This is a genomic window from Pseudomonas sp. P5_B2 (genome assembly GCF_056400445.1).
This window is the reverse complement of sequence record NZ_JBFULH010001118.1, coordinates 1-981: the sequence shown is the minus strand read 5'-3', so window position 1 is coordinate 981 and position 981 is coordinate 1. Positions and strand designations below refer to the sequence as shown.

The following is a 981-nucleotide window of genomic DNA, read 5'->3' as shown; positions in this document are numbered from 1 at the left end:
AGTTCGTACTGCATTACTGGATAGCTCTCGGCTGTCACCGTCTCCCGACAATGCTAAGGTTCGGCCCTAGCATTTGTATTTCTCCAAGGAAGCCTTTATGCCGGACGCCACGTCGCTCAATGCTGCTTTTATGGTGGTTCAAAGCAACAGTTTGAATGAACTGCGCAGCCTGGTGATCAGCGTAATGCGGCGTTATCCACTGGCTCCCCTGGAAAATGAAATTGCCCTGGTGCAGAGCAATGGCATCGCGCAGTGGCTGAAATTGGCACTGGCTGAAGATCCTGAAGAGGATGACATGGGCGGCTGCGGTATTGCCGCCGCCATCGACGTGCAGTTACCCGGTAGCTTCATGTGGCAGCTTTATCGCATGGTCCTTGGGCGGGATGAAATCCCGGTCAAATCATTGCTCGATAAAGCTCCGCTGACTTGGCGTCTGATGCGCCTCCTCCCGCAACTGATCAACCAGCCACACTTCGAGCCGCTGCAGCGCTTCCTGACCCATGACGCTGATTTGCGTAAGCGCTATCAGTTGGCTGAGCGACTGGCAGACCTGTTCGACCAATACCAGGTCTACCGGGCCGACTGGCTCGAAGACTGGGCAGAAGGTCGCCACCAATTACGCAACGGCAGAGGCGAAGCCAAGCCCTTGGCTCCGGCCAATTGCTGGCAGGCGGAATTATGGCGAGCGCTGTTGCTGGATGTGGGCGAGGAAGGCATGGCGCAAAGCCGTGCCGGTGTTCACCAGCGTTATATCGAACGCATCAACAGTCTCGACGCCGCGCCCAGCGGATTACCCTCACGGGTGATCGTTTTCGGGATTTMTTCCCTGCCCGCTCAGGCCCTCGAAGCGCTTGCCGGACTGGCCCGATTCAGCCAGGTTCTGCTGTGTGTACATAATCCATGTCGTTATCATTGGGCCGACATCGTCGCCGATAAAGACCTGCTGCGGCATCAATACAAGCGCCAGGCTCGCAAAAGCGG

At 56.9% G+C, this 981-nt stretch carries 1 protein-coding gene; it reads left to right on the top strand.

Annotated features, from left to right (window positions below; genetic code table 11):
• Positions 1–97 precede the first annotated feature (97 nt).
• A partial coding sequence (locus AC1DRJ_RS29595; protein WP_477805248.1) for an exodeoxyribonuclease V subunit gamma occupies positions 98–981 on the top strand: 884 nt, incomplete at its 3' end.